General features: G+C 35.4%; 23 protein-coding genes. 15 read left to right on the plus strand and 8 right to left on the minus strand.

Annotated features, from left to right (window positions below):
- The first annotated feature begins 357 nt into the window (after window positions 1-357).
- The 15 genes from DMB71_RS20650 to DMB71_RS20720 all read left to right on the plus strand — a co-directional run bounded on the left by DMB71_RS20650 (window position 358) and on the right by DMB71_RS20720 (window position 13,037).
- Window positions 358-1,173, plus strand: a complete 816-nt coding sequence (locus DMB71_RS20650; RefSeq protein WP_111369480.1) for an alpha/beta fold hydrolase — start codon at window positions 358-360, stop codon at window positions 1,171-1,173.
- Window positions 1,174-1,232: 59 nt separating this feature from the next.
- A complete protein-coding gene (locus DMB71_RS20655; protein ID WP_111369482.1) occupies window positions 1,233-1,550 on the plus strand; it encodes a phosphoribosylpyrophosphate synthetase in 318 nt (105 codons plus the stop codon).
- A 99-nt stretch (window positions 1,551-1,649) separates the two neighbouring features.
- On the plus strand, window positions 1,650-2,282 hold the full coding sequence (locus DMB71_RS20660) for a hydrolase (RefSeq protein WP_111369484.1): 633 nt from the start codon (window positions 1,650-1,652) through the stop codon (window positions 2,280-2,282).
- Between the two features lie 107 nt (window positions 2,283-2,389).
- Entirely contained in the window at window positions 2,390-3,718 is a 1,329-nt protein-coding gene (locus tag DMB71_RS20665; RefSeq protein WP_111369486.1) for an alginate export family protein, read from the plus strand.
- 241 nt (window positions 3,719-3,959) lie between these two features.
- Window positions 3,960-4,694 carry a M17 family peptidase N-terminal domain-containing protein gene (locus DMB71_RS20670; protein WP_111369488.1) on the plus strand — a complete coding sequence of 245 codons (735 nt, stop codon included), beginning with the start codon at window positions 3,960-3,962 and terminating at the stop codon, window positions 4,692-4,694.
- 8 nt (window positions 4,695-4,702) lie between these two features.
- The gene (locus tag DMB71_RS20675) at window positions 4,703-6,589 is read left to right on the plus strand and encodes an amidohydrolase (protein WP_111369490.1); all 1,887 of its coding nucleotides are present in this window, start codon (window positions 4,703-4,705) and stop codon (window positions 6,587-6,589) included.
- 10 nt (window positions 6,590-6,599) lie between these two features.
- A complete protein-coding gene (locus DMB71_RS20680; RefSeq protein ID WP_111369492.1) occupies window positions 6,600-7,034 on the plus strand; it encodes a DoxX family protein in 435 nt (144 codons plus the stop codon).
- Between the two features lie 263 nt (window positions 7,035-7,297).
- Window positions 7,298-7,771: a Dps family protein gene (locus DMB71_RS20685; protein WP_111369494.1), complete on the plus strand. Its 474-nt coding sequence runs from the start codon at window positions 7,298-7,300 to the stop codon at window positions 7,769-7,771.
- A 9-nt stretch (window positions 7,772-7,780) separates the two neighbouring features.
- On the plus strand, window positions 7,781-8,452 hold the full coding sequence (locus DMB71_RS20690) for a YoaK family protein (protein ID WP_111369496.1): 672 nt from the start codon (window positions 7,781-7,783) through the stop codon (window positions 8,450-8,452).
- A 119-nt stretch (window positions 8,453-8,571) separates the two neighbouring features.
- Window positions 8,572-8,862, plus strand: a complete 291-nt coding sequence (locus tag DMB71_RS20695; protein ID WP_111369498.1) for a GNAT family N-acetyltransferase — start codon at window positions 8,572-8,574, stop codon at window positions 8,860-8,862.
- Between the two features lie 85 nt (window positions 8,863-8,947).
- Entirely contained in the window at window positions 8,948-9,571 is a 624-nt protein-coding gene (locus DMB71_RS20700; RefSeq protein ID WP_111369500.1) for an alpha/beta hydrolase, read from the plus strand.
- Window positions 9,568-9,918, plus strand: a complete 351-nt coding sequence (locus DMB71_RS20705; RefSeq protein ID WP_111369501.1) for a cupin domain-containing protein — start codon at window positions 9,568-9,570, stop codon at window positions 9,916-9,918. Before DMB71_RS20700 ends, DMB71_RS20705 begins: the two co-directional genes overlap by 4 nt.
- A gap of 259 nt (window positions 9,919-10,177) precedes the next feature.
- Window positions 10,178-11,116, plus strand: coding sequence for a ring-cleaving dioxygenase (locus DMB71_RS20710; protein ID WP_111369502.1), 939 nt, complete (start codon window positions 10,178-10,180; stop codon window positions 11,114-11,116).
- A 243-nt stretch (window positions 11,117-11,359) separates the two neighbouring features.
- A complete protein-coding gene (locus DMB71_RS20715; protein WP_111369503.1) occupies window positions 11,360-12,238 on the plus strand; it encodes a restriction endonuclease in 879 nt (292 codons plus the stop codon).
- Window positions 12,239-12,413: 175 nt separating this feature from the next.
- Window positions 12,414-13,037 carry a hypothetical protein gene (locus DMB71_RS20720; protein WP_162614857.1) on the plus strand — a complete coding sequence of 208 codons (624 nt, stop codon included), beginning with the start codon at window positions 12,414-12,416 and terminating at the stop codon, window positions 13,035-13,037.
- A gap of 26 nt (window positions 13,038-13,063) precedes the next feature.
- On the opposite strand, the gene DMB71_RS20725 is transcribed toward DMB71_RS20720, so the two are convergent.
- From DMB71_RS20725 to DMB71_RS20760, 8 genes are all read right to left on the minus strand, one after another.
- On the minus strand, window positions 13,064-13,846 hold the full coding sequence (locus tag DMB71_RS20725; protein ID WP_111369505.1) for a hypothetical protein: 783 nt from the start codon (window positions 13,844-13,846) through the stop codon (window positions 13,064-13,066).
- Window positions 13,847-13,927: 81 nt separating this feature from the next.
- Window positions 13,928-15,337: an efflux transporter outer membrane subunit gene (locus tag DMB71_RS20730; RefSeq protein ID WP_111369506.1), complete on the minus strand. Its 1,410-nt coding sequence runs from the start codon at window positions 15,335-15,337 to the stop codon at window positions 13,928-13,930.
- 2 nt (window positions 15,338-15,339) lie between these two features.
- A complete protein-coding gene (locus DMB71_RS20735; RefSeq protein ID WP_111369507.1) occupies window positions 15,340-18,495 on the minus strand; it encodes an efflux RND transporter permease subunit in 3,156 nt (1,051 codons plus the stop codon).
- Between the two features lie 27 nt (window positions 18,496-18,522).
- Complete coding sequence (locus tag DMB71_RS20740) at window positions 18,523-19,623, minus strand: efflux RND transporter periplasmic adaptor subunit (RefSeq protein ID WP_239453013.1); 1,101 nt, start codon at window positions 19,621-19,623, stop codon at window positions 18,523-18,525.
- 454 nt (window positions 19,624-20,077) lie between these two features.
- A complete protein-coding gene (locus DMB71_RS20745; RefSeq protein ID WP_111369753.1) occupies window positions 20,078-20,833 on the minus strand; it encodes a LytR/AlgR family response regulator transcription factor in 756 nt (251 codons plus the stop codon).
- A gap of 5 nt (window positions 20,834-20,838) precedes the next feature.
- Window positions 20,839-21,933, minus strand: coding sequence for a sensor histidine kinase (locus DMB71_RS20750; RefSeq protein WP_111369508.1), 1,095 nt, complete (start codon window positions 21,931-21,933; stop codon window positions 20,839-20,841).
- 39 nt (window positions 21,934-21,972) lie between these two features.
- A complete protein-coding gene (locus DMB71_RS20755; protein ID WP_111369509.1) occupies window positions 21,973-23,019 on the minus strand; it encodes a beta-ketoacyl-ACP synthase III in 1,047 nt (348 codons plus the stop codon).
- A 616-nt stretch (window positions 23,020-23,635) separates the two neighbouring features.
- A complete protein-coding gene (locus DMB71_RS20760) occupies window positions 23,636-24,469 on the minus strand; it encodes a universal stress protein (protein ID WP_111369510.1) in 834 nt (277 codons plus the stop codon).
- Window positions 24,470-25,050 lie beyond the last annotated feature (581 nt).

The following is a 25,050-nucleotide window of genomic DNA, read 5'->3' on the forward strand; positions in this document are numbered from 1 at the left end:
CTCATAAATTAACGAAATATCGCCAATAAAAAACTGCCTCTTTTCGATAAACCCTTTAAAATAAAGGCATTGCAAATAAGGCACGTTAATTGGCTAAAATCTGACATCCTTAACAATATAAAAATACTAAACATGACAATTAGAAAAAATCCTTCTGTACACAAGTCTCAGCGCATTCTAGACACAAAAAAATCACTTCTTAATCTAGATTAACCGCTATACATTTCAGTCTGCAATACATTTGCAGTGTAATCATAACAAAACAAAATATAAAACCATTTATAAGTTTAAAATTTAAACCTATAAATCAATTTAAATTAAAAATACAAACAAATATTAATCTTAAAATCAAAAACCATGAGCACATTTACAGTAAAAGACGGAACAGAAATTTATTACAAAGATTGGGGAACAGGACAGCCAATTGTTTTTCATCACGGATGGCCTTTATCAAGCGATGATTGGGATGCACAGATGATGTTTTTTCTTCAAAAAGGATACAGAGTTATAGCGCACGATCGCCGCGGACATGGTCGTTCAAGCCAAACTTCTATCGGAAATAACATGGAAACTTATGCATCTGACATCGCACAATTAGTTGAGGCTCTTGATTTAAAAGATGCTATTCACGTTGGTCACTCAACAGGAGGCGGTGAAGTAATTCGTTATGCAGCAAAATACGGAAAAGGACGTATTTCAAAAGCAGTAATCATTAGTGCTGTTCCGCCGATTATGGTTCAAAGCGAATCAAATCCAGAAGGTGTGCCTTTGTCTGTTTTTGACGAAATTAGAAAAGGAACAGCTTTTACTAGATCACAATATTTTTATGATTTCCCTATTCCTTTCTACGGATGGAATCGTGAAGGTCAAACAGTTCAAGAAGGAATTAAGCAAAATTGGTGGCGTCAAGGAATGATGGGTTCAGTGTTGTCTCATTATGAAGGAATTAAAGCTTTTTCTGAAACAGATTTTAGAGAAGATCTTAAAAGTTTAGATATTCCAGTTCTTGTGCTACATGGAGAAGATGACCAGATCGTTCCTTATCACCAAGCACCAAAATCGGCTGCTTTACTTAAAAACGGAAAATTGATTTCTTACCCAGGATTTCCTCATGGTATGCCAACTACAGAAGCAGAAACAATCAATAATGATATTCTAGCTTTCATAAAATAACGCTTAAAACATAGCTGTCTGCAAAAATTCTTTGCAGACAGTTTAAACCTCTCCAGACTATGAGTTCACTACAACAACCCTATTTTGAAACTGTCACAGAAGCTTTGCAATGGCTGAATGGACAAGGTTTTACAGAAAACTTTAATCTCGATTCAGATTGTATTCGTTGCAGTACCAACCCGCTTAGAATGTCACCGGAAGAATTCAAAATTGAATATTTATTCCGTTTTGAAGGCGATACCGATCCTGGCGATGAAGACATTGTATACGGTATAATCTCTGACATCTATAATGTAAAAGGTGTTTTAACCAGTGCCTTTGGAATTTATGCAGATTCTGTTTCTGCCGAAATGATTAAAAAGCTGTCTACACATTAATATAAAAATAACAGCATATCGCAAGAATAACGATATATCGCTAGTTCTCTCGGAACCTAAAATAATCTTTTAACTAATTATAAATCTAAAAAAAAAATCATGAAACCATCATCTAACTTATTGACACCAGACAATCACGCTTTAGTATTAATCGATTTTGAAGGGCAAATGGCCTTCGCAACTCACAATATTCCAGTAAGCGAATTACGCACTAATGTGGCAATCGTTTCTGGAGCATCAAAAATTTTTAATGTTGCAACAGTGGTAACTACAGTTGCAGAAGAAAGTTTCTCAGGTCCTGTTTTTCCAGAAGTTGAAGAATTTTATCCAATTGCAACTTCTGGATATATTGACAGAACGACTATGAATACTTGGGAAGATGAAAACGCTTATAAAGCTATTGTAGCAAAAAACAAAAAGAAAATAGTTCTTGCCGGACTATGGACAGGAGTCTGTATTGTTGGACCAGCTTTGTCTGCTATTGAAGAAGGTTACGAAGTTTATATCATAACAGACGCTTGCGGTGACGTAAGCAAAGAAGCTCACGAACGTGCTGTGCAGAGAATGGTACAAGCTGGTGCAATTCCAATAACTTCTATCCAATATTTATTAGAACTTCAAAGAGACTGGGCACGCGAAGCCACTTATGGTCCTGTAACTTCTTTAATGAAAAAATATGGCGGTTCTTACGGTTTAGGCATTCAGTACGCACATAAAATGCTAAAACACTAATCAGAAAACCGAAATTTAATATCAATCTCTTACGCTTCATTATCTTGGAATCATCAAAATCCATATCGCCAAAATTCCTTTTGCTTGTTATTGTTTCTTTTCTTTTAATGGGAAACATATTATCAGCTCAAAATTTTAAACTCTTGCGCTATGATGAAAATTATGAATTCTTAAAAGATTCAAATCGAAATTTTTACGAAGGATTAAAATTCATTCCATTAAATCAGAAGAAAGACATTTATATGTCAATTGGAGGAGAAGCTCGCTATGAATATGTTGATTTCAACAATGAAGACTGGGGAAGATTTAATATAGGACATAATAATTTCCTGCTCCAGCGCTACGATCTTCATGCTGATACTCATTTAGGAAAAACCTTTAGAATATTTGCCCAATTACGAAGTGCCTTAGAAGATGGCCGAACTAATGGAGCACGCGGAATAGACGAAGATCAGCTGAATGTTCAAAATTTATTTTTGGATGTGAATCTCTGGCAACAAAAAGACAAAAAAGTAACGATTCGTGTCGGAAGGCAAGAATTAGATTATGGTTCGGGAAGATTGATTTCGGTTCGAGAAGGTCCAAATGCAAGACTCTATTTCACAGGAGGAAAATTAATGTATACGTCGTCAAGACTATCTATTGATGCTTTTGCAATGATGGCAGACACTGTTCATACAGGCGTTTTTGATAATAAAATGTCTAAACAGCTTAACCTTTGGGGAGCTTATTCTAAAATAATATTTCCGAAAGCAGGAAATCTCGATCTGTATTATCTCGGGTTCAGAAGAGATGCTTCTGTTTTTGAAGAAGGAATTGCTCCCGAAAGACGCCATACAGTAGGTTCTAGATTATGGAAATACGGCGGTGGTTTTATTTACAATCTCGAAGCTGCCTATCAGTTTGGAACATTCGGATCGGGAAATATAAACGCTTGGACAGGTTCTATTGATATTGGATATATGTTTGAAAATGTAAAATTCAAACCGACCATAAACCTTCGAAACGATTATATCTCAGGAGATAAAAATCAAGGGAATGGAAATCTCCAGACATTTAATCCGCTGTATCCAAAAGGAGGTTATTTTGGTTTTAGTCCGCAAGTTGGCCCAGTAAACCTTATTGATATTCATCCGTATGCCACGTTGGATTTACTTTCGAATTTAAAGATGCAGGTCGATGTGGTTTTAAACTGGAAATATTCAACACAAGATGGAGTTTATAGACCAAGTGGTATTTTAAACCTTCGCGGAAGCGATTCTGACGAAAAATATATAGGAACGGCTTATCTCGCCAATTTTACATACGGCATAAACAAATATATTTCGGTTGTCAGCGGTATTCAGTACTTCAAAACGGGTGCTTTTATCAATGACGTGATTCCGAATTCTAAAGACGGCGTTTTCTTTAATGCCAGATTAACATTCAAATTTTAATAATAAATTAATTTTTAATACATAGAAACATAGCTTTTTGATGCGCAAAAAGATGTTTTACTTTATATAAATACACATAGCTGGATCAACTTTGTCAAAGTTTAAAACTTTGACAAAGTTCTCGCAAAAACGTTCATACGGCTATGTGTTAGAAACTAGTTTCTTTCTCTACTCTTTTTTCAAAGTAAAGAAAATCTATGTTTCTATGTGTTTAAAATTATAAACCTAAACTATATAAACAATGAAAACAACAACTTCAAAATACAGCTTTAGATATTCTTATCTGATGCTTCTAATTATAACATTTGCAGGCTCATTTAGTAACAATGCATTTGCACAAACTGCTTCAATCGGTTCTACGGTAACTTGGGGGAAAGTAGACGGAATTGCAGTAAACGGATTGGTTCAGGGGCCATCTGCAGCAGAAGCTGATTTACAAGTTGCCTGCGTTTTTGAATACTCAGAAGGTGATATTTTTAACCCTCCTGCTCTTCCTGCCAACTTAAACGGAATGGTTCATCTAGACGACGCATTAAAAGGCATTATTACTGAATTAAGAAAAAGCGGTAAATTTACAGGACATTCTCTAGAAACTTTATTGATAACGCCTCCAAAAGGAACTTTAGCCTCCAAACAATTATTATTAATCGGATTGGGAGATCGCAATAAATTTACTCCCGATTTAATGATTAGCGTTGGAAGCACTGCCATGCGCGAAGCTTTACGTTTAGGAGTTTCTAATTATTCTTTTGCAAGCGATATTAAAGATGCAGGAATTGATTCTCCAACTGCTTTAGTAGCCGAAAATGTAGTTTTAGGTTCTTTTGAAGCGTATAGAACTCAGACCTATTTGAAAGATAAAAAATTAGCAGAATACAAACCTTTAAACAAAATAATCTTATTGGCTGGCCCTGCTTTTTATACGGTTGCAGGAGAAGGAATTAAAAGCGCCATTGCAAAGTTGAACGCTAAATAATCAAAATTATGAAAGCAGATTTAATTTTATTCAACGGAAAAATTCATAGTTTTAATACAGAAACTCCAAACGTTACAGCAGTAGCCATTAAAGACGGAAAATTTATTGCGGTTGGAAAGGACAACGACATTATGAGTTTTGCTTCTGAAGAAACCAAAATAATCGATCTTCAGAATAAAAGAGCCTTTCCCGGAATAAACGATTCACACATTCACCTTATTCGCGGTGGATTAAATTATAATTTAGAATTGCGCTGGGACGGAGTTCCATCTCTAGCCGATGCCCTTCGAATGCTGAAAGAACAAGTAGATCGCACTCCAAATCCGCAATGGGTTCGTGTTGTTGGTGGTTGGTCAGAATTTCAGTTTGCTGAACGCAGAATGCCAACTTTAGAAGAAATCAATGCGATTGCACCCGATACTCCAGTTTTTATTCTGCATTTGTACGACAGAGCGATTATGAACAGAGCCGCATTGAGAGCAGTAGGATATAACAAAAATACTCCTGCACCTCCGGGCGGACATATCGAGCGAGATTCAAACGGAGAACCGACGGGACTTATTATTGCAACACCAAATGCGATGATTTTATATTCGACTTTGGCTAAAGGTCCAACTCTTTCTTATGAGCATCAAATCAATTCAACGCGTCATTTTATGAAAGAATTGAACCGTTTTGGAATCACAAGTGTTATTGACGCTGGTGGTGGATTTCAGAATTTTCCAGACGATTATAAAGTGGTTAACGAATTGAACGAGAAAAATCAATTAACGGTAAGAATTGCGTACAATCTTTTCACACAAAAGCCAAAACACGAGTTTGAAGATTTTTCAGATTGGATTGATAGCGTAAAATTATATCAAGGAAACGATATGTATCGTCACAATGGTGCCGGCGAAATGTTGGTTTTTTCTGCTGCCGATTTTGAAGATTTTCTGCAGCCAAGACCAGATCTTCCAGAAAACATGGAAGCAGATCTAGAAAAAGTAGTTCGCCTTCTGGTAGAAAATCGTTGGCCTTTTAGATTGCATGCCACTTACAACGAAAGCATTACAAGATTTCTAAATGTCTTTGAAAAAATCAACCAAGATATTCCGTTCAACGGACTTCCTTGGATATTTGACCACGCAGAAACGATTGATGAGAGAAACATTGAACGTGTAAAAGCTTTAGGAGGCGGAATCGCTGTACAAAGCAGAATGGCTTATCAAGGTGAATATTTTACAGATAGATACGGTGCGAAAGCTGCTGAAAACACACCGCCAATCAAAAAAATGATTGAAATGGAAGTTCCTGTCGGCGCCGGTTCAGACGCTACACGTGTAAGCAGCTACAATCCGTGGGTTTCAATGTATTGGATGACCGTTGGTAAAACTGTCGGAGGATTGCAATTGTACAATGAAACGAGATTAAACAGACAAACTGCTTTGGAATTATATACCAGAGGAAGTGCTTGGTTTTCGCAGGAACAAACTAAAAAAGGGGATATCAAAGTAGGCATGTTTGCCGATTTAGTGGTTTTAGACCGAGATTATTTTACAATTGACGACGAAGACATCAAAAAAATCGAAGCCGATTTGACTATTGTAGACGGAAAAATTGTGTATGCAAACGGAGATTTTTCTTCTTTCTCCCCACCTCATATTCCGATTCTGCCAGATTGGTCGCCAACAAATATTTACAACGGATATCCTGTGAGAAGCGGTTTGCAAAGTGCTATCGAAAAAAATGCAAAAGCAGATGCAAAACCTAAACTGACTTCACAAATTCATAACTGTAGCGGAAGTTGCGACGTTCATTTACACAATCACGACGCTGCTCGATTAAGCAATGTTCCAGTTAATAATTATAATGCGTTCTGGGGCGCTTTGGGCTGTTCTTGTTTTGCTTTTTAAATCTTAAAAAATGATCGATATTATAAAACAAATCCTTTATTCCGATTTAGGAACCTCATTCAATAATGCAGCGCTTTTAGCTTTTAGAGTTCTGCTGGCGGTTGAATTATTCAGAGTACACGGAATGAAGAAATTCAGAGTCGAAAACGGACAAAAAGAACATGTCCCGAATCCGTTGCATTTGCCAGAAAAACTAAACGGTCTGGTGGCAACATTTTCAGACACTATAATTCCGTTTTTTATTATTCTGGGGCTTGGAACAAGGCTCGCTGTCTTACCTACAATTGGCGTAACGGCAATTGGCTATTTTGTGGTTCATAGAAATGATTCGCTTGAAGTGCGTGATGTACCTTACATGTACACTTTATCCTTATTACTGCTTCTTGCCCTTGGCGCAGGAATGTATTCGCTTGATTATTATTTAGTAACATTATTAAACAATTAATTTAAACACAAAATATTTTTAACACATAGAAACATAGCTTTTTGGAGCGAGTAAAAGGCGTTTCACTTGCATTAATACACATAGCTTTGTCAACTTTGTCAAAGTTTTAAACTTTGACAAAGTTCTCGCAAAGAACTATGTGTGAGAAACTTGTTTCTTTCATATCCTTTTCAAAACAAAGAGAAAAACTATGTTTCTATGTGTTTAATGATTTAGATTCCTCCACAACTCATAACTCAAAACTTAATAAAACCCAATTTAAAATGAAAGCAAACATCGGAATCAAACAGGAGAACATCTCAAAAATCGTAGAGATTTTAACTAAAGTTCTTGCAGACGAATTTATCCTTTATACCAAAACAAAAAGAGCACATTGGAATGTTGAAGGCCCAGATTTCTACAACAAGCATATTTTCTTTGAACAGCAATATGATGCAATTGACGAAATTGTGGATACTGTAGCAGAAAGAATACGTTCTTTAGGTCATTATACTCCGGCCACTTTAAAAGATTTCTTAGCTTTAACACATCTTACCGAAGAATTACAAGAGAAAAATGACAGTAATGGTTTTATTAAAGAATTACTTTTAGATCACGAAAGCATCATTATTTATCTGCGAGAAAACATCAATCTTATTGCTAACGATCTGCAAGATGCGGGAACAAGCGATTTTATTACAGGTCTTGTAGAAAATCATGAAAAAATGGCGTGGATGCTTCGCGCTCATTTAAACTAAAAAGAAATTATGGAAATAAAACAAAACAATATCTGGTACGTAACCCTGCTTTTGACAATCATAGCAGGGTACTGCGATACCGTAACTTTTGTCGCCGCCGATTCGATATTTTCGGCACATGTTACAGGTAACTTTATCGTATTTGCTTACCAGATTATCAAAGGCTCAGATCTTCATGCGTGGATAAAACTGTTTACTTTCCCTATTTTTATTATTGCGGTAATTACGGGAGGAAGAATTGCTTTAAAAGCCACCAATCGCTACACTATTTTATTTTGGGAAGGCATAATACTACTTTTAAGCGGAATCGCTTCTTACACTTTTGGTTATCTGCAAAACTTCGAAGAATGGACGATGTATACTGTTGCGATGACAACCGTTTTTGCAATGGGACTTCAAAATGCTTTTGGAAAGCTTTACGCTAAAGAAACGCACGGGCCAACCACTATGATGACGGGAAATGTAACTCAGGCTTCTCTTGATTTGGGAAATCTACTAAAAAACGGATTTAAAGATGCCGAAGTTTTATTAAGTTTTAAAAAGCAGTTAGTTACTATAATCGGATTTCTTGTCGGATGTTTTCTTGGCGCTATTGCAGGAAAGTTTTTCGGATTAGGAACTTTAATTCTGCCAGGAATTGCTATGATTATTTGCTATTTATACCACCGAGACAGCCAGTAAACACGCATTTTTGAATTGCAGTTTACTAATAATATAGTATCTTTAAAGAATGGTTTTCTCTCTTTTTCCTAAAAAAGAAATAGCTCTATAAGTATAAAATAAAAATACAACCCAATAATATGGAAACAATAAAATTAGAATTAGACGAAAAAAAACACGGTGCCTTTAATCTATATGTTGATGGTAAAAAACTAGGCGAAATGACAGTAAGCATTAAACCGGATTTATTGACGGTTTACCACACAGGAGTTGAACCAGAAGCTGAAGGAAAAGGGTATGCAAAGAAACTTTTAGAAGAAATGGTATCGTACGTTCGCGCCAATAATTTGAAGGTTTTGCCGCTTTGTCCTTATGTTCATGCGCAATTCAAAAGACATCCAGATGAATATGCAGATATTTGGAAGAAGTAAAAAGAAGAAAGACGAAAGATTAAAGATTAAAGACTGGAGATGAAAGTCTCTAGTCTCTAGACTAAAAATTAAAGATTAAAAAAGTATGAATACAGATATATTAACAGACGGTGTGCCTTTAAATGAAGCCAAAAAAGCCCTTGTTATGATTCACGGCCGCGGTGCTAGTGCGCATGATATTCTTTCTATCACCAAACATCTTAAAGTAGAAGATTTTGCTCTGGTTGCACCACAGGCAGAAAACAGAACTTGGTATCCGTATTCGTTTTTGGCTCCAATAAACGAAAATGAACCTTCATTTTCAAAATCTTTAGAAGCAATTCATCAGATTGTGGTGGCTATTCAGCAAAATGGAATTGAAAAAGAAAATATTTATTTCTTAGGCTTTTCTCAAGGAGCTTGTCTTGCTTTAGAATTTACAACCCGAAACGCAGCAAAATATGGCGGAATTGTAGCTTTTACGGGCGGATTAATTGGTGATCAAGTTTATGAAAATCATTATTCTGGAAACTTTGAAAATACTCCAGTTTTTATTGGAACAAGCGATCCAGATTTTCATGTTCCTGTAGAAAGAGTAAATGATACTGAAACACTTATGACAAAAATGGGTGCCGATGTTACTAAAAAAATCTACCCAAATATGGGACATACAATCAGTCAGGATGAAGTTGATTGCGCCAATGCATTGATTTTCAATAAAAAACAATGATTACCGTAACTCGTGTTTACAGCGATGAAAACGGAGAAAGCCATTTTGAAGACTTTCAAGTTCCGTTAAAGAACAATGGCGATATCGGATTTTTATCTGATGATGAACCTGTCAAATCTATTGTTTTTAGAGAAGTAAATCCTTCTTACGACTACGATTTTCATAATGCGCCAGACCGCCAGTATATTGTTTTACTGGAAGGAGGCGTAGAAATCGAAACTTCGTTGGGAGAAAAAAGAACATTCCCAACTGGTTCAATTTTATTGGTAGAAGACACTACAGGAAAGGGACACAAAACAAAAAATATCGAGCCAAAACTTCGAAAATCCATATTTATAAAATTATAGGCTATATTCTGCACTTCGGATTCTCTATAAATACATTATCCATTCTCAAAATCCCGATATATCGTGTAATATCTAATTGACTTTTTCTTAAAACCCTAATAATAATGCATTTAATAAAATAAAATAGGATTTGGTTATTCTTTGAAAATTTCTAAAACGTGCCGTTTTTCATTTCTTAATCTAGGTTAATCGATGCAGAAGCATAACGGACGTAAATTTGTAAAAGAAAAATCAATAACAATTTAATATAACAAATACCATGGAAAATAAAATATTAGGCTTACACCATATTACTGCAATCGCAGGTGACGCTAAACGCAATTTTGACTTTTATTCAAAAGTTTTAGGATTAAGATTTATCAAAAAAACAGTAAACTTTGACGATCCTGGAACATACCATTTTTACTTCGGTGACGAAGTGGGAAGCGCTGGAACAATTCTAACTTTTTTCCCTTGGGGAGAAGGAATCCAACAAGGAAGAAAAGGTTCTGGAATGGCAACAGAAATTGGTTATTCTGTTTCAAAAGGAAGTTTGGATTTCTGGCAGAAACGTTTTGAAAAATACAATGTAATTTACAATAAACCATCTGAAAAGTTTGGAGAAAAATATTTGGCTTTCTTAGATCCAGACGGACTAAAATTAGAGTTAATCGAATCTAAAACAGACGATAACAGAAAAGCTTGGGAAACTGACGAAGTAAAAGCTGATGTGGCTACAAAAGGGTTTCATAACATTACTTTGACTTTAAACAATATCAAAGCAACTGCTGCAATCTTAACAGACATATTTGGTTACAAATTAATCGATCAGGAAGTAAACCGTTACCGTTATGCTACAGATGCTGTAGAAAATGCCGCAATTGTTGACTTGGTAGAATTGCCAGAAGAAAAACGTGGCTTAAACGCAAACGGAACTGTTCATCACGTAGCATTCCGTGTTCCAAACGACGAAATTTTGATGAAATTCAGAGAGAAAATCGAAGATTACGGATTGTCTATTACACCACAAATTGACAGACAGTATTTCCATTCTCTATATTTTAGAGAGCCAGGAGGGGTTTTATTCGAAATTGCAACTGATAATCCTGGATTTACTGTAGACGAAAGCTTAGAAGAATTAGGTCAGAACTTAAAACTTCCTGCTCAATACGAACCTCAAAGAGCTGCTATTGAAGCTCATTTGGTTAAAATTAATTAATTTAAATGCTAAACTGGGGTTAATCCCGAAACACACAACTATTTTTTTGAAAAAGCTGTCCTGAAAGGGATGGCTTTTTTTGTTTTGGAGAGTAAATGGATTTTGATCTGTAGTAAAACTTCTTATATTTACTTGCAAATTATAAAATAACGACAATTAGCCTGTTTCAGCATGTGTTGTCGCTACTGAGTGGCGAGAATAAACGAGTTATGTGCAATGTTAATCTAAATTACTCAAAATTAAATGACCAAAGAAATACCAAAATTTTACGAAACCTTTAAACCAATTTTAGAAACTTTAAGAATAGAAGATAATATATCACGCGCTAAACTTCGTGAAAAAGTAATTAAAAAATATTATGACGAAATTCCAAAGGAACTTTTGACTCAGAGAATCAAATCAGGAGACATACTTATTCATAATAGACTAAATTGGGGAATTTCGTATTTAAAGCAAGCTGGGTATTTAGCACATCCCAAAAGAGGTTACGTACAATTAACTGAAAAAGGTAATAAAGCTTCAACTGAAATAAGCTTAAATCAAATAAAATCAGACATATATTCTTTAAATCCTTATAAAGAGAAAGTTGAAACTTCAAGTGTTGATGAAATAAAAACAGAAACTCCTGAAGATTTAATTAATGAAGGATTTAGTCAAATTGAAAATGAAGTAAAAAACGATCTACTTGATAAGTTAAAAACTATGGATCCATATTATTTTGAGAAAGTAATTTTAATACTTCTGAAAAAAATGGGATATGGGGATTTTATTGAGACATCAAAATCTGCAGATGGTGGAATCGATGGAATAATTAATGAAGATAAACTTGGATTAGATAAAATTTACATTCAAGCAAAAAGATTTGCAGAAAATAAAGTTAGAGAAAAGGATATTCGAAATTTTATTGGCGCTATGAGTGGTGATACAAATAAAGGTGTTTTTGTAACAACCTCTCAATTTGACAAAGGTGCTGAAGAAAAAGCAAAAAATGCTCATCATAAAATAATACTGATAGATGGCAATAAACTTGCAGATTTGATGTATGAATATACTGTTGGAGTTCAAATAAAATCAGTTTATGAGATAAAACATCTTGACGAAGATTTCTTTGTTGAAGAATAAACCCAATAGCGCGGATTTGTAATCAGTTCCTGTAAAGATTATCTGTTTTCCGTAAATACAAAAAATACATATTTAGTGTTATGCCTCAATGTTGCGGGCACGGATTGCAAATCCGCTCTATCGATATAAAGTCATCGACATATATAGCTTAATATATCAACGAACAAAAGAAAGCATGCCAAAATTTTCAATCTACACAAAGTCAAATAAATTTTATTGGAGTCCAGAAATTATTACATATTCAATACTATTTTTTTGTTGTGGAGTTATGCTTTTTAAACAAGAAGTTCTTAACCTAGAGCCTAACTTTATTGATGAAATTTTTATTTGGCTTACCGTTGGCACATTTATGTTTGGTGTAATTTTAAAATTCTATAACTTAAATAAAACTGAACCACTTCGTGGAAAATTTGAAGGTTACTTATCATTTGAAAAGGAATCAATAACTGTGGGCAATGAGATTTATCCAATTGAAAGAATACGAAAAATTCAAATCTTCAATGATGATTATGTTGGTAGATTAGCTCATATTTCAAGCGGAAATTTGAGACCAGCGCTTTCAAATGGGACCAATAACTTTGTAATTATCTATTTTGAATCCGGCACATCAAAAAGATATGATTTTGAATTAATTAATTCAGATGATTTTCAAAAAGTAAGGGAAACGCTTATTTATTATCACTTAATTGGAAAAATTGATTATTGGGAATTGGCAAATGTATTGGGCGAAAAAAGTACTTCAGAAATTCGTTCACTTACTGATGAAATTAATACAAAAAGAGATATCTCTAAATTTTAAACATTTACTACGAACATATAATAAATCTAATTTTCCGCAGCCATTAATTCTAATTTAGCCATAATTAATGCCAAATTATTTTCTAAAACAACCTTGCCATCACGCCATTCTTTTTTATTTGATCCTCTCCAAATTCTAAAAATAAAATCGCCTGTAAAAACATATCCCCAAGTTTCTCTCATACTATTTTTGGTTAGTCTTTTTTGCGCTTCTCTTAAATCAACTTTAATTTCACATCCGTTTTTAAAAACCACAGTATCCAATCCGTCTAGACCTTTTCTAAATTCGTGTCCGCGGTATTGAACCAGTTTGATAAAAGCATTCATAAACAGTAAGGCGCGATTCAAGTTTCTCTCAGAAACGCTCACGTCCAAAATCTCCAACTTATCAGGTAAAATATCATTATTCAAAATTTTACTTTCCCAATATTCCTTTGTTGAATTAATAATTGCATGCGCATTTTCTAGTTTTTCCTTAACGATCAAAGGTGCGTTGAGATCATTTTTAATAGTTAGAGTCAAATCTAATAAAGGAGTAGATTTTGAAGGAACTCTAAGTTGCATTTCGTACGTTTTTTTCAAAATGGCAATCTCATTATTCCCATCAAAATCTAACGAAAGCTCTGGAATTTTTTTTCTCTTATATTCTGGCCCAACCCAATGTCTGCTTTTTGGTAGCGGAATTTTCATCTTTTCACAGGCATTTTTGATTCCCATACTGGAAATCTCATAATGTTTTGCAATCTGTGGAATCGGAAATTTCCAAACCAAAGTATAAAGTTCTGATCGGGTAAAAGTAATTTTGTCCATAAATCAGTAAATTCAATTCAAAAAGAAATTCACCACCTCCATAATTGCTTACAGAAATGGTGAACCATCAAAAATTAAGTGTTACTCTACTCCGCCGCCTAAAGCACGGTACAGGTTAATTGCTGCATTCAGCTTTTCGAGTTTTATTGTTACCAGATCCAATTCGTTTTGGAGCGAACTGTTCTGAGCTGCGATTACTTCAAGGTAATTAGCCATTCCGCTTTTGTAAAGCAAAGAAGCATCTGAAGTTGCTTTGTCCAATGACTCTGCTTTTTCTTTTGCTAAAATCATACGTTCGTCTGAATATTTCAATCTAGACATGGCATCATTTACTTCTCCAACCGCCGTTATAAAAGACTGTTTAAATTGTACAACCGCTTTTTCCTGTTCTAAAACCGCTACTTCATAAGCAGTTCGCAACGCTTTTTTTCTAAAAATCGGCTGCGCTAAATTGGCAGCAATGGTTTTGGTGATTGAACCTGGAAAATCGAACCAGTTTTCAAATTCAAACGAATTCACTCCAATTGACGGATTTAAACTTAAAGTCGGATACATAGTTGCTTTTGCCAATCCTGTTTTAGCATTAGCAGACATCACAGCATATTCGCTAGCTTTTACGTCTGGTCTTCTGCTTAAAAGCGAAGCTGGAATTCCTGTTGGAAAAATTACCGAAACTTCGGCAGCATCAATATTTCCTGCTCTTTCAATCTTATCTGGATATTCTCCGCACAAAATCTGCAAAGCATTTTCTTGAACTGCAATATTCGCTTTCGCTAAAGGCACTAATAATTCAGCTGTTTTTTTCTGAGCTTCTGTCTGGTTTACTGCCAAAGAACTGATTGAACCTGATTTATATTGTAATTGCATCATGCTTAAAGTGTTCGTACTCAATTCGATGTTTTTCTCTGCAATTTTCAGCTGCTCATCTAAACCTAACAGATTGTAGTACGACTGCGCTACCTGAACAATAATTCGGGTTTTTAATGCCGAAAGATTCTCTTTTTGAGCAAAATAAGCGGCTTTGGCATCTCTTTTCTGCATAGCTGCTTTTCCCCAAATATCTACTTCCCAAGAAAGACGAAGATTCGCGCTATAATCGTCCATATAATCTTTACCAATAAACTGCTGGCTCAAAGATCCGTTTAGGGAATTTTTAGACGGATAAGAACGGCTCGCTCCAGCATCGAAATCTAGTGTGGGTAATAACGATAATTTGGCTTGTTTATAACTGAGGTCGAGCTGTTCCATGCTTTTCATAGCAATGATAACTTCATTGTTTTTTACTAAAGCTTTTTCAATTAAAGCAACCAGTAAAGGATCTTTATAATAATTTTTCCACGGAAGCAAAACCGTGTCTCCAGTTACCGCGATTTCTTCGCGGAACTTTTCTGGAGCATTTAAATCTGTACGTGAATATTTTTTTCCTACCACACACGACGTCATGACCGTTGCGGTAAGTAAAAGCATTCCGATTTTATATAGTGTTTTCATTCTTATTCTTTTATCGTTTGAACTTGAGTTGCGATCTTCTTTCTTGATACTTTTTCCTGTAAATACTGGAATACAATGAAAAGCAACGGAATCACAAAAACTCCTAGCACAACACCGCTAAACATTCCGACTGCGGCACTCACACTGATAGATCGGTTTCCAACCGCCGTTCCTCCAGAAGCAAACATTAGCGGAATCATACCTACAATAAATGCCAACGAAGTCATGATAATTGGTCGTAACCTAGATTTTGCCCCTTCAATTGCTGCATCGATTATGGTTAATCCAGCGAGACGTCTCTGCAATGCAAACTCCACAATCAAAATCGCGTTTTTAGCCAGAAGTCCAACAAGCATGATTAATCCAACCTGAACATAGATATTGTTATCTAAACCAACCACTTTAATTCCGGCGAAAGCCCCTAAAATTCCTGTTGGGATAGAAAGCAATACGGCAAGTGGCAATAAATAACTTTCGTACTGCGCTGCCAATAAGAAAAATACAAACAGAAGACATAATCCAAAAATGGCAACAGTCTGACTACCTCCTGCTTTTTCTTCAAGACTTAAACCTGTCCATTCGTACGTATAATCAGATGGCAGTTTATCTAAAACTTGTTCCAGATTTTCCATAATTTGTCCGTTACTATAGCCGGGCAATGCCATGGCTGTAATGTTTACCGAATTATAAAGATTATAACGGTTTACAGATTCTGGTCCGTACACTTTATGGAACTTCACTATAGATTTTACAGGAACCATTTGCATATCAGCATTTCTTACGAAAATTTCATTAAACGCATCTTCATCCATTCTAAAAATACCATCAGCTTTTACGTTCACACGGTAAAATTTACCAAATCTCGAAAAGTCAGCTGATTGGTCTCCTGCAAAATAGGTTTGAATATTTCCTAAAAGCTCTTTGATATTTACACCCATTTGGCGCGCTTTATCTTCGTCAACTTCCAATTCCAATTGCGGATAATCGGCTCTAAAAGTCGTGTACGCATATTGCACTCCAGGCTGTTTCATAATCTGTGCGATTACTTTATCAGACATGGCTTTTAAAGTTTCTGGACTTCTCGCCATTCTGTCCTGCAACACGATTTCAGCACCACTTGTTACACCGAATCCTTCTACGGGAGGCATTCTAAAAACCATGATCTGACCTTCTTTTATTTTAGCCAGTTTTCCGCTTACGATATTCATGATTTCTTCAATATCCTTAACCGCTCCTCTATCTTTCTTTGGTTTCAGTTTTATAAAACCTAATCCATAAGCTGGACTGGAACTGTTACTCAAAATATTAAATCCTGTAATACTCGTATTGACATCAATTGCTTCAAGCGGAGCCAATTCTTTTTCCAATTTCTGAATTACAGCTGTAGTACGATCAAGTGCTGTACCTGGCGGCATTGATAAACTGTACACCATAAAACCGTCATCTTCAAGAGGCACGAAACTTTTTGGCGTAGACATCATGGTATAAACCGCAATGGCTGTAATTCCCACAACTAACCCTGCTGCAAACCATTTTCTGCCAATTAAGAAACGAACACCTTTGATATATCTTCCCGTTAAATTGTTGAAACTTGTATTGAATCCAACGAAAAAACGGTCTTTAAAACTCGTTTTGTGTTCGTTATCTCCATCCTTATGTCCGTGATTTTTTAGCAAAAGCGCACATAATGCAGGCGTTAACGTCAAGGCATTTACAGCAGAGATAATAATTGCAATTGCCAATGTATAAGCAAATTGTTTATAGAAAATCCCTGAAGACCCCGTCATAAATCCGATCGGAATAAATACAGCCGACATCACCAAAGTAATCGAAATTACCGCTCCCGTGATTTCTGCCATTGCGCTGTGTGTTGCTTCTTTGGCTGAAATTCCTTCGTCTTCTTCCATTTTACTATGTACCGCTTCGACAACGACAATCGCATCATCGACTACGATTCCGATCGCGAGAACTAAAGCAAAAAGCGTTAGGATGTTAATGGTAAATCCGAAAACGAGCAGGAAGAAAAACGTTCCCACAATAGCAACCGGAACCGCGATAGCTGGAATAATCGTCGAGCGAAAATCCTGAAGGAAAATAAACACTACAATAAATACCAGAATAAAAGCTTCTAATAAAGTTGATTTTACCTGTCCTGTAGCTTCATCCAATCTTTCTTTGGTACTCATTACGTTAACGTATTTAATACCTGGAGGAAAAGATTTAGATAATCGTTCTACTTCCTTATTGATTCCGATTTCAATGTCATTTGCGTTAGAACCCGAAGTCTGTAAAATGGCCATTGTAACGGCATTTTTACTATTCGATTTGTTGTCCCCGCTATACGAAAGAGAACCAAATTCTACTCTCGCTACATCTTTCAATCTTAAGACATTACTTCCAACGTTCTTAACGACAATATTTTCATACTGTTCTGGTTTGTTCTTTTTTCCTTTGTAACGAATTACATATTCTAAAGCTGCTGAAGATTCTTCTCCCAATTTTCCCGGAGCCGATTCTAAACTCTGTTCTGCAATGGCCTGAGTAACATCTGACGGAACCAAACCTGCATTGGCCATTTTACGCGGATCCAGCCAGATTCTCATCGAATAATCCTTTACCCCAAAAATCTGAACCTGTCCTACTCCAGGAACACGTTTCATTTGTGGCACTAAATTGATATTCGCATAATTCTGCAAGAACAACTCATCGTATTTGCTATTATCATCTGTATACAAGTTGAAAATAACAATCATACTATTTTGCTGCTTAGAAGTCGTTAATCCCATTCGGATAACTTCCTGAGGCAGTTTTGGCGTTGCTTGCTGTACTCTGTTCTGAACGTTTACCGCAGCTTGATCTGGATCTACTCCTTGTTTGAAAATGACACTGATCGAAAAAGATCCGTCATTACTAGCAGTAGATTTAATGTACTGCATGTTTTCAACTCCGTTAATCTGCTCCTCTAATGGCGTTACTACCGAACGAATCACGGTTTCACTATTTCCTCCCGGATACGAACCGCTTACCATAACTGTTGGCGGTGAAATATCTGGGAATCTTGTTACCGATAATCGGGTAAGACCTATAATCCCCAGTATAACCAGTACAATAGAGATAACTGTGGCCAATACTGGCCTGTCTATTATTTTCTTTAACATGGAAATGTTATTTTATTAAATGAAAAATTATTTGCTGCCTGTGTTTTTAGCAGCGATTTTTGGAACGACTTCCATTCCATCATAAAGCACATCGATATTATTCAACGCTACTTTATCTCCAGCTTTCAATCCAGATTTTACAAAATAATCTGCTCCAGCGCTTCCCGCGATTTCAATTGGAACCATAGCTATTTTGTTGCCTTCTTTTAGAACAAAAACAAAAAATTTATCTTGGATATCTTTTACGCTCGCCATCGGAACAGTAATTACAGATGACAAACTTTTGTTCAAGACAATTCTTGCCGAACCTCCAGAACGCAATTCTTTTTTCGGATTTGGAAAGATCGCTTTTAAGGCAATTGTTCCCGTTGCACGATCAATGTTTCCGCTGGCAACTTCCAGTTTTCCTTTTTGATCATACTCGCTGTCATCGGCCATAATTAAACTCACGGTCTGATTGCTTTTTGCATCTTTTGAAAAAGCCAAATAATCTGCTTCTGTCAAAGAAAAATATACAAATACGCTATTAATCTCTGAAAGTGTCGTTAGTGGAACGGCATCATTTGGGGTAACTAAATTTCCGATACGGTTTGGAATACGGCTAATATATCCGCTTACAGGAGCTTTAATTAAAGAGAAATCGGCATTTAACTGAGATGATCCTAAAGCAGCTTTTGCTTGTGCTACTTGTGCAGTTGCGGCTTCATAATTGGCTTGTGCTGTTTTTAATTGCATGTCTGAGAAAACTTTTCCCTCAACTAAAGGTTTGATTTTCTCCACTTCCAATTTCGCATTCGCCTGATTTGCTAAAGCGCTTTTATAAGCTGCACGGCTGTTGTTTACTTGTTCGGCATACACATCGCCTTTTATTTTAAAAAGCGATTGTCCTTTGGTTACATAATCTCCTTCTTTTACATAAATAGCTTCCAGATAACCTGAAACTTGCGCTTTTATATCAACGTTTACAGTACCTTCGACTGTTCCTGGGTATTTTTTTTCTACTTCTCCTGTTGCCGAATTAGTCTGTAAAAAGTCGACTTCTGGCTTTGGAGGAGCCATTTGCGCCTCTCCGCTTTTTCCGCATGAAGAAAGGGAGATCATTATCAATAAAATTGCAATCTTGCCCATTGCGTTATTATTTTTAAAAAACTGTTTTGTCATTTTACTTTTCATTTTTAAATGAATTACCTCAAATTTGGCAGCAAAATAACAGCGTAAAACTGCTTTTTTAGGGAAGAAATTTACCCAAACGACATTTTTTGACACTGAAACGTTGGCTCGGGTTTATGCCATGAAGGCGCTAGGGCGCGAAGTTTTTTTTTGCCACGAATTCACGAATTTCTCTAATTAAAATTATTGTTTGAAATACTGTGGATATAATTTCTCGAATTTTTATCAGCAAGAATGATAAAACACATAGTTTGTCATTTCCGACAAAAATGAGAGTAAAACATAGTAATTGCAAAAAAAAGAATTAGCGAAAATTTGTACAATTCACAGCAAAAACAAAGAATAAAATTCTCGTGAATTCGTGGCGAAAAAAACCTTTGTCCCTTTGTGCCTTTGCGCCTTTGCGCCTTTCCTAACGATCCATCCACTGTTTAAAGAAAGGTGTTTTTTCTCTGCTGATAATCACCTCGCGTTCTGGATCGAGTTTAAGTTGGATTTTTAGTTTTGCGTTAAAGTAATTCGCAATCGATTTGATGCTTTCTGCGCGAATGAAAAACTGGCGATTGGCACGGAAAAAGACATTTGGATCTAATTCCTGCTCCAGTTCTTCCATGGTTTGCGGAATCGAGATAATTACACCAGATTTTAGGAATAAATTAGTGTTTTTAAATTCAGAATATATAAAATCGATATCGGCAACGTCTACGCTTTTATAACCGTCACGATAGGTTACTAAAAAACGCATTCTGAAAACTGGTTTTTCAATCAGTTCTTTTAGAATTCCAGCGATATTGGTTACGCTAGATTCATTTTTATTTAAAGATTTGAATTTGGTTAAGGCAAACTCCAATTCGTTTTTTTCAATGGGTTTCATCAAATAATCGATGCTGTTTACCTTAAAGGCACGAATCGCATATTCATCATATGCTGTGGTAAAAATGACTGGACAAGTGATATTGATTTCATCAAAAATGGCAAAACTTAATCCGTCAGCTAGACGAATGTCCATCGTAATTAAATCGGGAGTCGGATTTGAATTTAACCATGCAACAGTATCTACAACAGTATCAATAATGCCTAGAATTTCACAATTGGGTTCCAGTTCTTCGAGCAACCTTTTTAATCGGCTGGCATTAATGCTTTCATCTTCTACAATTAAAATTTTCATAACTCTTAAATTAATGGCAGACATACGTCATAATAACCGTTTGATTCACTGAAAATAGGCATTCTTTCAGATAAAATTTTATAACGAAATTCGATATTTTTATTTCCAATTCCTGTTGAAGCCAGACTTTTACCAGCTGTTCTTTGCAAGTTATTTCGAACAATAATATCACCCGAATCAGAAAAAACAGCAATAGTAAGCGGATTAGCCAAAGTTGCCATATTGTGCTTTACGGCATTCTCTACCAATAACTGCAAGGTCAAAGGAGGTAAATGAAGCGCTAAAGAAGACGGATCAACTTCAATCTTTAAAGCAATTTTATCTCCGAGCCTTTTCTTCAACAAATAAAAATAAGCTTTTAGGAATTCTATTTCCTCTTTTACAGTAATGGTATCTTTATTTGAATTTGAAATCATATAACGATATACTCTCGTTATATTTTCTAAAAACGAAGCCGCTTCTTTCTGATCTTCATAAATCAACTCAGTCAAAGTGCTGAAATTATTGAACACAAAATGCGGATCTAACTGCATTTTTAAAGATTCTAATTTCGAACGTGTTACCGCTTCTTGCAGTTTCGACGCTCTCACTTTTAATTCAGCCGTTTCTATAGCATTTAAACGCCATCTGTTCAGTAGAAATATTCCCGTATGAATCGCACTGATGAAAAGCGAAATAATGGCTGCCATAATTTTAGACTGCCAAATAGTAACCAAATCGTTTACTTCTAGAGCTGTACATGGATATAAATAATCCCAAAGCCAAGAAAAAAAGTAATTGAGAAGAATATTTCCCGCAATTAAGCAGATAAATTGGGCAATGGCCCTGAAAGCTGGATTTTGTTCCCAACTTATGTAATAGTTTAATTTTCGGCCGACAAACAAAGTGAGTTCTGTAAGTATGGCACAATACAATAAAATTATGAAGATATCGAAGGTCTGATCTAAGTCGAGCAAACCTTCTTCTTCAAAATTTCGATACGGATTTAGGAAATAATACGAAGAAAGATAGACCAAAAAAACGGCTGGAATTACTATAACCCTGTAGTACTTATAGAAAAAATTCTTGCTCGATTTTTTATTTTGGTTCTTTCTACCCATTAATTCACCCAACTTGTAAAATTGAAAAATCCTATCTTATTAGTGTTCTACCAGAACAGCTTCTGCCTTATTGATGGCTGTAATAGTTTCAACAGATTTTCTCTCGCGCATAACGCCCCATTTCAAGCACGTTGCTCCCCATGAAAATCCTGCTCCAAAAGTAGTGATCAATACATTTTGTCCTTCTTTAAAATCATCTTTGAAATCCCACAAACACAAGGGAACTGTTGCAGATGTCGTATTTCCGTAACGGTCAATATTTACTTTTACTTTTTCGAAATCAATACCTAAGCTTTCGCCCACAGCAGTGATAATTCTTAAATTAGCCTGATGTGGAACTACCCAGTCAATTTGGTCTGATTCTAATTCGTTTTTCGCCAAAGCATCTTGCGAAACTTGGCTCATGGCAGCAACGGCTCTTTTAAATACAAAAGCTCCGTCTTGTTTTAAATAATGCGTTCTATGCAAAAGACTCTGCATAGAAGTTGGATTTCTAGAACCTCCAGCTGGTACAGCCAAAGAAGAAACTCCGCTTCCGTCAGTTTTTAGGATTGTTTTCATTAATCCCGCATCAGATTCACTTTTTTCTAATAAAACTGCTCCTGCTCCATCTCCGAAAAGAATACAAGTATTACGGTCTTCATAATCTACAATAGAGCTCATTTTATCTGCTCCAACGATGATTAATTTCTTATAGCGACCGCTTTCGATCATGTTTGCTCCCATTTCCAGCGCATACAAAAATCCGCTGCAAGCTGCATTCATGTCAATTCCAAAAGCATTTGTAAGTCCGCTTTTATCGCAAACAATACTTGCTGTTGGCGCTAAAATGTGATCTGGAGTTGCTGTTGCTACAAGCAAAGCCTCTATTTCTTCGCGATCTACCTTATAATTTGCGATAAGATTTTCAATCGCTGCCGCAGCAAGATCAGATGTTGCTGTATCGTCGTCTGCGATTCTACGTTCTCTAATTCCGGTTCTTTTAATGATCCATTCCTCCGATGTATCAACTGTTTCTGAAATTTTCTTATTGGTCAGAATTGATGATGGTACGTAACCACCTATAGCTGTAATTACTGCGCTCATTGTTTTTTATTTTTTTTAAGCTTTGTACTCTTAGAACCCAATGCTTACAATTTTTTCTCTCCTTTTTGACAGCTCATAATTAGGAAATAAAATCTTTTAGAGAAGTCAGAGGAATCCATAGTAGTATTCCTTAAAAGCCGATTAAATCTGTTGGCGATAACTTTTTCTGAGAAATAATGTTTTAAAAAAACTTAACAAACTAAAAACATTATATAAAATCCAATTAAAATAAATTAAAAACCTACACAAAGTGTTCTCTCGGTATTACCTTGTATAGAACCTTTAATTTATTTTATTTTAAAATCATACAACGCGGTTTCAGTTTGCAGATAATTCCCAATTTTTAGCTGTTGCTATACTGATAAAAAAAACCTTTCTGCATTACGTTTTTAGAGTGTTGCAAAATTAATTTAAAAATATCTTAAACGAGCAGACAATTAAGAATAATTAACAAAACTACCCGAAATGTTAAGATATAATTTTGAAATTCGGCAACCAGCCCAAAAAATTATAGAATCCCTAAAATCAAAAAAAATCTGTTAAAATTTATTTTGATACTATTTCCTCAAAAAAACTTTATAATTTTTATATCATTAGTTTTAAATCAAATCAATCTTTAATAATTCGGAAACGACAATAATGGGATATCAAGTCCCGCTGCCAGAATCCTAGTTTTACTTCTGTGAACCAAAGAATCCCAAAAACCATATTTTTGAGGCACCATAATTAACAAATTGGCCTCATAATTTTTAATTTCTTTCCTTATTTCGTTAATAACGGCATTTGATCTTACCGTTTTATACAAATATTTTACGTCCTCAAATTCTTTTTCGAGATTCGAATTCATCAATATCCTCTGTTGTTCTTCTTTCAAATCGTCCAACTTATCATCTACAGTAAAAAATTCAATTTCGGCTTCAAAATCTCCTAAAGCATTTTTTATCCAGCTAAATTTTTTAATAGCCGAAAAACTTAAATTGTCACAAGCATATAAAACCTTTCTTACATTAAGGAAACGTGCATTTTGAGGCACGGCTAAAACTGGAATCTGCAAATTCTTAATCGCCGTTGTAGTTGAATTTCCCAATAATTCTTGCTCAAAAGAACGCTCCGCCATTCCCATTACCACAACATCTGCATGGGTCTCCTCAATAATTCTTGGGAGTTCGTCTTCTAAAAAAGAATATGTACAGATTGCTGCAGTTTCAATTCTATACAAATCGGCTGTTTCCTTTGCCAAATTTTCTAGTCTAGCAATAGCTCGATCAATCTGCTTTTGCATTGCATCTGCAGTTATATGTGAGTTTGCGCTGTGCACACTCAATGAAAATGAATTAAATAAAACCAGTTTTGCGCCAGTAGCTCTAGCAAGTCCTGCTGCATAAGCAACGGCATTATTGGCAATATCAGAAAAATTTGTCGCGGCGATTATAGTAAGAGGTGAAATCATAAAAATGTAATTAAGCTTTCTGCAAAATTGCCTAAATAAATGCCTTCCACTTTTTTTATATAACTGAATAATCATTTTTTACGACCCAACCGTAAAATATCATTCCCGAAAAAACAGGCTTTCCTTTTTTGTTTCTTACTTTAAAAATGATAAAATATGTGTGAATTTTAAACGCAAAGCACGCAAGGTTTTTTACTCGTCGGAATTTGTAAAAACGCAAAGATCGCAAAGCTGTATGTCTAAAGCTGATGCAAATTGCTCGCAATCCCGATAGCTATCGGGAGCGAAGTCGCAAAGCACTATATTTTTAATGCCACAGATTAATATGATAAAAATGATTTTGTTTCACGCAGATCCTTCAGATTTTAGCAGATTTTAATTTTTAAGACTTAAAAAAATCTGCGTTTATCTGCTTAAATCATTTAAAATCCGTATGAAATAAACCTTTGCGAACTTAAAATCTCCAGCATTTATATAAAAAAAACTTAGCGCATCTTTGCGTTAAAAAACACCACGCTGAATCCTGTCCATTTCACCCCGAAGTTTGTCCGTTTCAACAAGTTTCTGATTTCGTTATTAGC

The organism is Flavobacterium tistrianum, from assembly GCF_003254545.1.
GTDB lineage: Bacteria > Bacteroidota > Bacteroidia > Flavobacteriales > Flavobacteriaceae > Flavobacterium > Flavobacterium tistrianum.

Excerpts from the sequence above, each read along its gene's own strand:
- DMB71_RS20650 (WP_111369480.1), top strand. The coding sequence starts at position 358 with ATGAGCACATTTACAGTAAAAGACGGAACAGAAATTTATTACAAAGAT.
- DMB71_RS20655 (WP_111369482.1), top strand. The coding sequence starts at position 1,233 with ATGAGTTCACTACAACAACCCTATTTTGAAACTGTCACAGAAGCTTTG.
- DMB71_RS20660 (WP_111369484.1), top strand. The coding sequence starts at position 1,650 with ATGAAACCATCATCTAACTTATTGACACCAGACAATCACGCTTTAGTA.
- DMB71_RS20665 (WP_111369486.1), top strand. The coding sequence starts at position 2,390 with ATGGGAAACATATTATCAGCTCAAAATTTTAAACTCTTGCGCTATGAT.
- DMB71_RS20670 (WP_111369488.1), top strand. The coding sequence starts at position 3,960 with ATGAAAACAACAACTTCAAAATACAGCTTTAGATATTCTTATCTGATG.
- DMB71_RS20675 (WP_111369490.1), top strand. The coding sequence starts at position 4,703 with ATGAAAGCAGATTTAATTTTATTCAACGGAAAAATTCATAGTTTTAAT.
- DMB71_RS20680 (WP_111369492.1), top strand. The coding sequence starts at position 6,600 with ATGATCGATATTATAAAACAAATCCTTTATTCCGATTTAGGAACCTCA.
- DMB71_RS20685 (WP_111369494.1), top strand. The coding sequence starts at position 7,298 with ATGAAAGCAAACATCGGAATCAAACAGGAGAACATCTCAAAAATCGTA.
- DMB71_RS20690 (WP_111369496.1), top strand. The coding sequence starts at position 7,781 with ATGGAAATAAAACAAAACAATATCTGGTACGTAACCCTGCTTTTGACA.
- DMB71_RS20695 (WP_111369498.1), top strand. The coding sequence starts at position 8,572 with ATGGAAACAATAAAATTAGAATTAGACGAAAAAAAACACGGTGCCTTT.
- DMB71_RS20700 (WP_111369500.1), top strand. The coding sequence starts at position 8,948 with ATGAATACAGATATATTAACAGACGGTGTGCCTTTAAATGAAGCCAAA.
- DMB71_RS20705 (WP_111369501.1), top strand. The coding sequence starts at position 9,568 with ATGATTACCGTAACTCGTGTTTACAGCGATGAAAACGGAGAAAGCCAT.
- DMB71_RS20710 (WP_111369502.1), top strand. The coding sequence starts at position 10,178 with ATGGAAAATAAAATATTAGGCTTACACCATATTACTGCAATCGCAGGT.
- DMB71_RS20715 (WP_111369503.1), top strand. The coding sequence starts at position 11,360 with ATGACCAAAGAAATACCAAAATTTTACGAAACCTTTAAACCAATTTTA.
- DMB71_RS20720 (WP_162614857.1), top strand. The coding sequence starts at position 12,414 with ATGCCAAAATTTTCAATCTACACAAAGTCAAATAAATTTTATTGGAGT.
- DMB71_RS20725 (WP_111369505.1), bottom strand. The coding sequence starts at position 13,846 with ATGGACAAAATTACTTTTACCCGATCAGAACTTTATACTTTGGTTTGG.
- DMB71_RS20730 (WP_111369506.1), bottom strand. The coding sequence starts at position 15,337 with ATGAAAACACTATATAAAATCGGAATGCTTTTACTTACCGCAACGGTC.
- DMB71_RS20735 (WP_111369507.1), bottom strand. The coding sequence starts at position 18,495 with ATGTTAAAGAAAATAATAGACAGGCCAGTATTGGCCACAGTTATCTCT.
- DMB71_RS20740 (WP_239453013.1), bottom strand. The coding sequence starts at position 19,623 with ATGGGCAAGATTGCAATTTTATTGATAATGATCTCCCTTTCTTCATGC.
- DMB71_RS20745 (WP_111369753.1), bottom strand. The coding sequence starts at position 20,833 with ATGAAAATTTTAATTGTAGAAGATGAAAGCATTAATGCCAGCCGATTA.
- DMB71_RS20750 (WP_111369508.1), bottom strand. The coding sequence starts at position 21,933 with ATGGGTAGAAAGAACCAAAATAAAAAATCGAGCAAGAATTTTTTCTAT.
- DMB71_RS20755 (WP_111369509.1), bottom strand. The coding sequence starts at position 23,019 with ATGAGCGCAGTAATTACAGCTATAGGTGGTTACGTACCATCATCAATT.
- DMB71_RS20760 (WP_111369510.1), bottom strand. The coding sequence starts at position 24,469 with ATGATTTCACCTCTTACTATAATCGCCGCGACAAATTTTTCTGATATT.